Source organism: Streptomyces sp. NPDC059788 (assembly GCF_042732265.1).
Lineage (GTDB): Bacteria > Actinomycetota > Actinomycetes > Streptomycetales > Streptomycetaceae > Streptomyces.
Genome location: NZ_JBHWHY010000043.1, coordinates 85775 through 95174, shown reverse-complemented (window position 1 = coordinate 95174; position 9400 = coordinate 85775). Strand labels below are relative to the sequence as shown.

Genomic DNA, 9400 nt, shown 5'->3' with positions numbered 1-9400 from the left:
CCCTTCGCCGCCGGAGCTCCGGCGGCGAAGGGCAGCAGCGCGTGATGTCCCGCTCGCATGTTCGGCCTCATGCCCGGCGGCCCGCCTCACGCCCGTACGGCACGGAAGCGGAACCTGCCCTTTCCGACGGTGATGTCGGCCGGGCCGAACCCGGCGGCACGCAGCCGCCCCGGCAGGGTTTCCGGCGGTACGGGTACGTACGTGTCGCCCAGGTGCAGCAGACGGAAGGCCGGCCCCGCGCAGCCGTCGCAGCCCGCGAAGACACCGCCGGGGCGCAGTACCCGGCGGGCCTCCGCGAAGAGGCGGTCCTGCTGTGCCGGGGACGGCACGTGATGCAGCATGGTGAAGCACACGACGGCGTCGAAACCGCCGTCCGGGAACGGCATCGACGTCCCGTCGCCGTGCACGACGTCGACCCGTCCCGCGTACACGTCCTGAAGGTTCTTGGCGAACTCCGCGTCGACTTCGAGGACACTGAGACGACCCGGCGCGCGCCGGGCGAGTACGCGCGTGGTGGCACCGTAGCCGGGGCCGATCTCCAGGGTCTCGGGGCCGAGTTCGACCCCGTCGAGGGCCCAGGGGAGCAGCTTCTGCTCGACTCCCCGCGCCCACTTGTCGGAACTGCAGATCCACTGGTGCAAGCGATTCATGGAGGCCATGTCGCGATGCTAGGAAGCGGGACAGGTGTCCACCACGAGGTCACGGGACACATCTTGTCGCAATACGGACACCTGGCTCCTCGGAGCGCGTACCCGCAAGCCGCGGTCGTCGTCGGCACCTTCGCGCTCGGCAAGGGCCAGTGGTTCGGGCGGCACCTGCACGCGACGCACCAACTGGCCTGGGCGGCGGAGGGCGTTCTCGCCGTACGCGCCCACGGGAACACCTGGGTGCTGCCGCCCTCCATGGCGCTCTGGATACCGGCCGGCACCGAGCACGCCGCGGGGGCGTCCGGCCCGGCGCTGTTCCGGAGCCTGTACTACGTGCCCGACCGCTGCCCGGTGGACTGGCCGGCGCCCACCGTCGTGCGGGTCTCGCCCCTGTTGCGCGAGCTGATCGGATATCTCGCGGGCGACGACCTCCCGACGGACGCCCGGGAGCGTGCGGAGGCCGTCCTGCTCGACCAGTTGCGCCCGGTGTCGGTGACGACGGTGCTGGCGCCGTTCCCCCGGGACGACCGGGCGTGCCGCGTGGCGCGCGCCCTGCGCGCACACCCGGCGGACGACCGGACGCTGGCGGAGTGGGGCCGGGAGGTGGGCGCGAGCGCGCGGACGCTGGCCCGCGCGTTCGCCGCGGAGACGGGGATGCCGTTCGGGCAGTGGCGCACCCGGGTACGCCTCCAGGCCGCGATGCCGCTGCTGGCGGGCGGCGCGACGGTGGCGGCGGTGGCCGCGCGGGTCGGGTACGCGTCACCGAGCGCGTTCGTGGCGGCGTTCCGGCGCGTGGTCGGGGTGCCGCCGGGGACGTACTTCTCGCCGTGAGGGTGAGGCAGCGGGAGCGGTTCGGTATTCGGGGCGGACGGCGTTCGCCCCAAATACCGGGCGACGCCGCCCGCGCGCGAAACGGCGACGCCGCCGCGCCCCTCACTCCCGCGGCACCGGACGGAACGCGAGCAGGGCGATGTCGTCGGCGCTGTCGGCGCTCAGGGCGATGAGCAGTTCGTCGCAGAAGACGTCGAGGGGTTCGCGTGCCAGGGCGGCGGCGTGCCGTCGGAGCCGGTCCATGGCGTGGTCGAGGGGTTCGTCGCGACGCTCGATGAGGCCGTCGGTGTACAGCAAAACGGTCGCGTGGGCCGGGATCGGGTCGGCGGCACTGGGCCGGGGCATGTCCGGTTCCATGCCGAGCAGGAGCCCGGAACCGTTCTCCAGATAGCGCGCGTCGCCTTCCTTCGTCGTCAGCAGCGGCGGCAGGTGTCCGGCCGAGGAGTGCTTCAGCTCCCAGGGGCCCTGCTCGGAGCCCGTGACCAGGCCGTAGATGCAGGTGGCGGTGGCCTCGTGCGACAGGCTGTGGTTCGCGATGTCCAGGCGGCGCAGCACCTCTTCGGGCGGTTCCTGGCGGTCGATGGCGATACCGCGCAACATGCTGCGCAGCTGGCTCATGGCGACGGCCGCCTCCAGGTCGTGACCGGTGACGTCGCCGATGACCACGGCGGTCCGCCCGTTGGGGACGACGAAGCTGTCGTACCAGTCGCCGCCGATCTGCGCGGTGGTGGAGGACGGCGCGTAGCGGGCGGCCATCAGCAGGTGTTCGATGTCGGGCAGTACGGGCAGCAGGGAGCGCTGGAGACGCTCGGCGATGTGCCGGGTCTCCTGGTACAGGCGGGCGTGCTCCACGCCCAGGGCGAGGCTGCGGACCAGGTCGCCGATCAGGGGCAGCGATGCCTCGGTGAACGGCCGCTCCTTGCCCGTACGGATCAGGGTCAGGGCGCCGAAGACCGCTCCGCGGGTGCGCAGCGGAGCGATGACGGCGCTGTTCGCCTCCACCCGTTCGAACAGTTCGCGGTCGTGGGCGTCGAGTGAGCTCCTGACCTGGTTCGACGGCGTGCCCTCGGTGAGCAGCAGCGGTCCGGCGCCGCGCAGCACCCGGGCCAGGGGCCCCCGCGCGGCCCCGGTCACCGGCGGGAGCCGGCCCGCGTACGCTTCGGCGGGCAGTTCCGAGGAGCTGTGGTGCGCGACGCAGAACCGCTCCAGCTGCTCGGTGTCGTCGAGCAGGTCCACCACGCACCAGTCGGCCAGTCGCTGCGTGAGGATCTTGCAGACCCGCTGCAGGCCCTCGTCCAGGTTCGGGGTGCTGCTCAGCGACTCCCCGATGTCGGCCAGCAGCCGACGCTCCCGTGCCGACCCGTCCGTGTCGTCGCCGCCCGCGCCCGTCACGCGCTCCGGATCGTCGCCTCCCTCGCCCGTGGCGCGTCCCGGATCGCCGCCTCCCGCGCCCGTGACCCGCTCCGGGTCGTCGGGCAGCTCCGGTCCGCCGGGCCGCTGCGGCGAGACGGCCCGGCTGTCTCCGGGCGGAATCGGCGCGGGTACAGGCGGGGCGGTCCTGGGGGCGAGCTGGGCGACGAAGACGGTACGGCCGTCCGACGTCACCTGGGTCTGGATGAACAGCCGGACGGGCACCAGCCGGCCGTCCCGGTGCAGCGCCGGAAGCGGAACCGAACGCCCCAGGATGCGGGGCTCGCCGGAGAGCAGGAGGCGGGTGAACGCCGCCGAGTGACGGTCCCGCAGGTGTTCCGGGATCAGTACGGTGAGGCGTCGGCCGACCAGCTCGCCCGTCTGCCAGCCGAGCATGTCCGCGGCCGGTCCGTTCGCCACGACGATGCGGTTCCCGTCGTCGGCGGCGATGGTGGGCACCCTGCTGGCCCACACGTGGCTGGCGTCCCAGGGCACCAGCTCCGAGGGACTGGCGCTCGGCTCGCGGGGGACCATGGTCCAGGCGGTGGGTGATCTGCCGGTGATCTGGCCGGTGATCTGGCCGAACAGCCACCTACGGAAGACGCGGTTCTGCGGCAGCGACGGCCAGGTGAGCAGGCGTTCGTCCCGGGCCGCCTCCTCGGCCACGTCGAGTACGTGGTCCAAGGTCCGTACCGCCCGTGCGACGTCCGCGGGCAGGGACACGCTCAGCGAGTGGACCTGGGCCGCCGAGGGCTGTCCCTCCAGCGCCGCCGACACACCGTCACTGATCATGTTGTGCACGTCGTGTGCGGCGGTCAGGTCGTCCGGGTGTACGCCGGTGTCGTTCCCGGCGAACGCGGCGAGGGTCAGTTCGCGCAGCAGGGCGTGCTGGTGCTGCTGGGAGGCCGCGTACAGCGTGCTCGGCAGGTCGACCAGCGTCACCGTACGGGCCGGGTCACAAGGCGGCGCGGCGGTCGGCCATCCGGAGGGCGGGGGCGGCCGCCCGTCGAGCCACAGCTCGAACCACACCGCCTTGCGGTCGTCCCCGGTGTCGACCCCGTACCGGGAGGCCAGCTGCTCGACGACGGCCAGTCCCTGTTCCGGACCCGCGTGCGGAACGGGTCCCCGCGGCACCAGCCGGCGGCACGGCCGGCGATCACCGACCCGTACGTGGACCTTGTGGTCAAATGCCCGGGCCCACACCTCGACCTCCGTGCGCGCGTGCAGCACCGCGTTGGTCACCAGCTCACTGACCAGCAGCTCGGCGGTCTCCACCAGGTCCGGAGCCCGGTCGGCCAACGTGGTCCGCACAAAGCGCCGGGCCTGCGCCACGCTGCCGGGCCGCGGCGGGAACCTCCGTGAGGGCGCCGCCCCCGGCTGACTGATGTGGTCCATGCCGTCAGTGTGCTGCACACGCCTTCCCGCGGCTCAGTGCTCGCAAGGTGTCTCGCCGACGCGCTCACCGGAATCGGCCAACCGGGTGAGGGGCGCGCGGTGGGGAGCTTCGCTCCGGGCCGTGCTTCACCTACCTGCCGCTGCCCGCGCCCCGGCAGCCCCACCCCGAAACCGCGTCAGCACCCCTTCGGCCTGGCCCATCATCTCCTGGATGATCTCCCGGGCCGGCCGGATGCCGTGGACAAGGCCCACGCCCTGCCCCATCAGCCAGGGCATCTCCTCCCAGTCGGCCTCGGTCTCGGGCACCGGCGGCAGCACGCCGAACTTGCGCAGGACGGTTTCCTCTCCCTCGAAGACCGTCGTGCCGACCTGTTCGAGCGCGTCCCGCTCGGCCGGTACGTCGCCGAGGCGGTCGTGCCACTCGGACACCACACGGTCGCGCTGCACCCGCATCGGGTTGAACCGCGGCCACTCGGGACCGAAGACCGACGTGAGCACCGTGTCCTCCCCCTGGGAGGAGATCAGCCGACGGTGGTGCTCAGGATGCACCCGGGCCTCCCGCGAGGCGACCAGCCGGGTTCCCACCCACACGCCGTCGGCCCCCAGGCACAGAGCCGCGGCGACCTGACGTCCGTCGGTGATCCCGCCCGCGGCGAGGACCAACGCGCGGTCCCCCACCGCGTCCACGACGGAGGGCACGCCGACCATGGTGGGCAGTCCCCCGTAGTTGTGCCCGCCCGCCTCCCAGCCCTGGGCGACGACGACCTCCACGCCGTCGTCGACGGCCCGCCCGGCCGCCGCTGCCGAGCCGACCTGCTCCCACACCGACACCCCGGCCTCGCGCAGGCACTTGAGCTGGTCGGCCGGCGGATGACCCCAGTGGAAGGAGACGATCGGCACCCGCTCTTCGGCACAGACGCGGACGTGTTCGGCGGTGTCGAAGTACGTGATCAGGTTGATGTTGAACGGCGCCGCTCCGACACCTTCCCGGACCTCCCGGACGACCTGCCGGAGCCGGTCGGCGGGCATGAGCGCGGCCCCCACCGCGCCGATGCCGCCCGCGTTGCCGACGGCCACCGCCAGTGCGGGGGTCCCGCCCACGATGCCCATGCCGGCACCGGCGAACGGGTACGGGACGGCGAACCTCTCGGTGAGCCTGGTGGACAGCACGCTCATGACGGCTCCCTCCTGAGCGTGGGCGGGTTTGCGGAGGTTTTCGGGAGTGCGGGTGTGCGGGAGGGGGTGTGGGCGTGCGGGACGGTGGTCCCGCCTTCCGGCAGGCCGGTCCGGCGACGGACGGCTTCTCGCCCCTTCCGCAGGTTCCCACCGGACGGCCGTACGCGGCCAGGGTCCGGCGTGGATACACACTGGGCTGACGGTACGGGGTACCAGGGACGCCATCTGCCCTGCACCGCCGGAGCACTTCGCCCGGGCTGCCGCCCCGGTTCTCTAACGGGTGCTACACCACTCGCTCCCCCGTACCGGCAGCACCGACAGCACCGGCCTGGACGGCGGCCGCGCCCGGCTCCGCCGGGGGCGCCTGACGCTCCGGGGACGCCTGACGCTCCGGGACCGCTGACGTCTCCGGTGCCGCCTTCGCCTTGGCGACCGCGGCCCCCAACTGCCCCTGCACCGCCTCGGGCAGCGCGGCCCCCTGGACGCTGTTCACCAGGTCCTGGGCCAGGCGGTGGAGCTTGGTGTTGGTGTTCTGGGAGGCCGTGACCAGTACGGCCCAGGCGGCCTCGGGGCTCAGGCTGAAAGTGGCCATCAGGATGCCGCGGGCCAGGTCGATGGCCGGGCGGGTCTGCATGGCGCGGCGCAGTTGGGCGATTTCGGTGGGCAGGTCCTGACGGGTGCTCTCGTGCGGGGCCGGGCCGTTGGCGGTGGAGAGCGCATCGTGCCCGCTTCCCGGGTCCGGGAAGATGAACAATTTTCGCGCCTCGGTCAGGCCCAACAGCCGCTCGACCGCACGGCCGCAGGAGCGGACGACGACGGTCTTGCCCTGTGCGAAGGCCCGTTGCCGCAGCCTCAGCAGCATGTTGAGGCAGGCACAGTCGCAGAACGACACCGCGTCCAGGTACAGATCGACTCCCCAAGTCGAGCAGCGCAGGGCTTCGTCGAGCTCGTGCTCGATCCGCTCGCAGGCGTCCAGGTCCAGTTCGCCCCGTACGGCCACGCCCGTCCGGCCGCCGTCCCGGGCGGCGATCCACGACAGGTACGGCGTGGGCCCGTCCGGCGCGCCGCCGTTCGCGTTGCTCTCGGCGGCGCTCCCGGGGAGAGCCGAGGTCCAGCGCACAGCTTCCGGCATGGCCATCCTCTCCCGTCGTGGGCTCGCCCGCCTCATATCTCAGGCTTGCCCATCGGCAGACACACGTCAACCAATACACGAAACCGGTTACGTGTATCGGGACACGGGAATGCCAGGTCGTTAGAGTTGGAGCATGGATGGACTGCCCGAGCCGCACAGCGGGGTTCCCGAGCCCCACACCGGATGGACATTTGTGACCAACCACGCCAGGGTGCTGGCGGCCATCGCCGACAACCACAACGCCCGCATCCGCGACATCGCCGCGCACTGCCGGCTGACCGAGCGCGCCGTCCAGAAGATCATCTCGGATCTGGAGCACGACGGTTACCTCTCCCACACCCGCGAGGGGCGGACCAACACCTACCGGATCGACCCCGGCAAGGTGCTGCGTCACCCGGCCGAGGCCGGTCTGACCGTGGCGTCGCTGCTCTCCCTGCTCGTCCAGGACGAAGCGGACCGCACCACGCTCCCCGGCGACGGACGCCGGCACAGCACGGCTTGAGCGCGGGACGCTCGGACGCCGCGGTTGGTTGTACGGAAATCGGCTGATTGCCCAGGGCGTAAGAGGCCTCTTGGATGAGCGGGCTCCGTAGGACGGGGTGAACGTGACGCGCGCTTCGAGAGGGAACCATGGGACGGCTCTTACGCACGAGACGCACAGGGCACGCAGGGCACGCAGAACGCTCAGGACGCACAAGGCACGCCGGGCACACAGGACGCACAGAGCCCACAGGACGCGGGGGACGTACGAAACGTACATCCTCCGCGAAGCGCATGGCCGTTGTCGCCGCCATCGCCACCGCGTGCGCCGCCGCCGTACTGCCGCCGGTTACGGCGCAGGCGCGATCCGCACCGGGCGCGGCGAGCACGGTACGGGTGAGCACCACTTCGGACGGGACGCAGGCCGACGGCCTGTCCGACGGGGCGTCGATCAGCGCCGACGGGCAGTACGTCGCCTTCTGGTCGGCCGCGCCGAACCTGGGCGCGGACCACTTCCGCGCACTGCTGATCAAGGACTTGGCGTCCGGTCAGGTCACGCGGGTGCCGGGCGCCAGGACATACGGCGGCAGCTATACGGCGATCAGCGCCGACGGCCGGTACGTCGGCTACGCGTCGGGCACCCGCTACCCGTCGGCCTACGTCTACGACCGCCTCACCGGCCGGAGCAGCGAGGCCAGTCGCTCCGAGCTGAGCAGCGTGGACTCGCTCAGCGCCGACGGCCGGTTCGCCGCCGTCACCGTCGGCAACCGCAACCCGAGCCGGCCCGCCCAACTGCGCGTACGGGACCTGGTGGACGGCACCGACGAGCAGATCGACCCGCAGCAGACCCCGACGGGCCATCCGTCCGTCGGCAACGGTTCGCTCAGCGGCGACGGCCGGCTGCTGGCCTTCGCCACCGGCCCGCGCAGCGGTGCGTACGACATCTTCGTCAAGGACCGGACGAGCGGGGCCGTCCAGCAGGTGGATGTGCCGCTCGACGGGGTGCAGGACGAGAAGCGGAGTTCGCTGGTGGCCATCAGCCGCGACGGCCGCTATGTGCTCTTCCAGTCCGAATCCGCGAACCTGGTCCCCGGAACCACCGGGCCCGGCCTGCACAGTTACCTCCGCGACCTGCGTACCGGCAGCACCGTGCGGCTCGCCCCGGCCGGCGTCACGGCAGCGGCCGTCAGCGGCGACGGACGCAAGGTGCTGCTGTCCGAGGACGGACGGCTCTCGCTGCTGGACGTGTGCACCGGCGACCGTGCCGAGGTCGGCCCGGCGGCACGGGCCCTTCCCGGCTCGGTCACCGGCAGCGGCGAAGCGGTGGCCTTCACCTCCGAGTCGGCCGTTCTCGTTCCCGGCGACACGAACGCGGTTGCCGATGTCTTCGTACACCGCCCGCCTCGGTGACCTGGCTCCGGTACGGCGGTCCGCCGGGCCGCGGCGGGTGCCACCGCGGCGAGGCCCGACAGCACCCGGACAAGATCCGGACAAGGCTCTGACCAGCTCGGACATCCCTCGACTGTCCGGGACAGCCGAACGCCGTTGCCTTGGGCCCCCGGCAGCCAGCAAGGTCGGTGACGCCCGGTCGGCGAAACGATCGCCCACCGCGGTTCACCCACAAGTCGAGGAGAGACCATGCGTTTTCGTCATGCCCTGGTGACGGCTGCCGTCAGCGGCGCGCTTGCCGCCGGTGCCTTCGCCACGCCCGCCCAGGCGGGCACCAGCTCCGCCCAGGGCATCCCGTCCTACTGCAAGCCCGGCAACGACAGCAACTACTTCGGCGTGAAGTGCCAGACCGCACGGGTCTATTACGTGAAGGCGGTCTGCGACAACCCCGACGGCAGACACAAGACGCTCACGGGGAACGACGCCGCGAACAACGGGTGGTCCACCATCCACTGCAACACCCTGGGTTCCGGGTGGTACTACCGTCCGGCGAGCGGGCAGTTGAAGTTCCGCTAGGCATCGACGCCCGGGAACGCCAGGCATCGACGCCCGAGGAAACAAAGCGAGGACAACGAAGCCGGACACGAGGTCGCCCGGCGGCTGTTGACGCGGGCCGCTGCTGGGGACGCCCCCGGCAGCGGCCCGGCGGATGCGGGTCGGCACCCCGGTACTGGGCGTTCGATCCCAGCCTGCGCCGCGTCGGAGTCGGCTGGCGCACCGGTGGCTGTCCGTCGGCCGCGCCGGCCCCGCCGGACCGTGATCCGGTCACGTACGGCCTTGATCCGGCCACCCCGGCTTGATCCGGCCGCCCCCGGGCCGGGGTTTTCGCAGCCCGTTTTTTGATGCACGGGCCCCTCACCTGGGATGAATCAAAAAGCGC

General features: G+C 72.1%; 8 protein-coding genes. 4 read left to right on the top strand and 4 right to left on the bottom strand.

Going from position 1 to position 9400, the window contains the following annotated elements; all coding sequences use genetic code 11:
• Nucleotides 1-86: 86 nt before the first annotated feature.
• Nucleotides 87-659 (bottom strand): class I SAM-dependent methyltransferase, encoded by a 573-nt coding sequence (locus ACFV57_RS31615; RefSeq protein WP_385239232.1) that lies wholly within the window; start codon nucleotides 657-659, stop codon nucleotides 87-89.
• A gap of 54 nt (nucleotides 660-713) precedes the next feature.
• On the opposite strand from ACFV57_RS31615, the gene ACFV57_RS31610 reads away from it, so the two are divergent.
• Complete coding sequence (locus ACFV57_RS31610; RefSeq protein ID WP_385239230.1) at nucleotides 714-1478, top strand: AraC family transcriptional regulator; 765 nt, start codon at nucleotides 714-716, stop codon at nucleotides 1476-1478.
• A gap of 102 nt (nucleotides 1479-1580) precedes the next feature.
• On the opposite strand, the gene ACFV57_RS31605 is transcribed toward ACFV57_RS31610, so the two are convergent.
• The 3 genes from ACFV57_RS31605 to ACFV57_RS31595 all read right to left on the bottom strand — a co-directional run bounded on the left by ACFV57_RS31605 (nucleotide 1581) and on the right by ACFV57_RS31595 (nucleotide 6591).
• On the bottom strand, nucleotides 1581-4283 hold the full coding sequence (locus tag ACFV57_RS31605; protein WP_385239228.1) for a SpoIIE family protein phosphatase: 2703 nt from the start codon (nucleotides 4281-4283) through the stop codon (nucleotides 1581-1583).
• Nucleotides 4284-4409: 126 nt separating this feature from the next.
• Nucleotides 4410-5459 carry an NAD(P)H-dependent flavin oxidoreductase gene (locus ACFV57_RS31600; protein ID WP_385239226.1) on the bottom strand — a complete coding sequence of 350 codons (1050 nt, stop codon included), beginning with the start codon at nucleotides 5457-5459 and terminating at the stop codon, nucleotides 4410-4412.
• 283 nt (nucleotides 5460-5742) lie between these two features.
• Nucleotides 5743-6591: an ANTAR domain-containing protein gene (locus ACFV57_RS31595; protein ID WP_385239224.1), complete on the bottom strand. Its 849-nt coding sequence runs from the start codon at nucleotides 6589-6591 to the stop codon at nucleotides 5743-5745.
• A gap of 133 nt (nucleotides 6592-6724) precedes the next feature.
• Between ACFV57_RS31595 and ACFV57_RS31590 the strand changes: the two genes are divergently transcribed.
• The 3 genes from ACFV57_RS31590 (at nucleotide 6725) to ACFV57_RS31580 (ending at nucleotide 9036) form a co-directional block, all read left to right on the top strand.
• Nucleotides 6725-7093 (top strand): helix-turn-helix transcriptional regulator, encoded by a 369-nt coding sequence (locus ACFV57_RS31590; RefSeq protein ID WP_385239222.1) that lies wholly within the window; start codon nucleotides 6725-6727, stop codon nucleotides 7091-7093.
• Between the two features lie 272 nt (nucleotides 7094-7365).
• A complete protein-coding gene (locus ACFV57_RS31585; RefSeq protein WP_385239220.1) occupies nucleotides 7366-8481 on the top strand; it encodes a WD40 repeat domain-containing protein in 1116 nt (371 codons plus the stop codon).
• A gap of 228 nt (nucleotides 8482-8709) precedes the next feature.
• Nucleotides 8710-9036 (top strand): hypothetical protein, encoded by a 327-nt coding sequence (locus ACFV57_RS31580; RefSeq protein WP_385239218.1) that lies wholly within the window; start codon nucleotides 8710-8712, stop codon nucleotides 9034-9036.
• The last annotated feature ends 364 nt before the right edge of the window (nucleotides 9037-9400 follow it).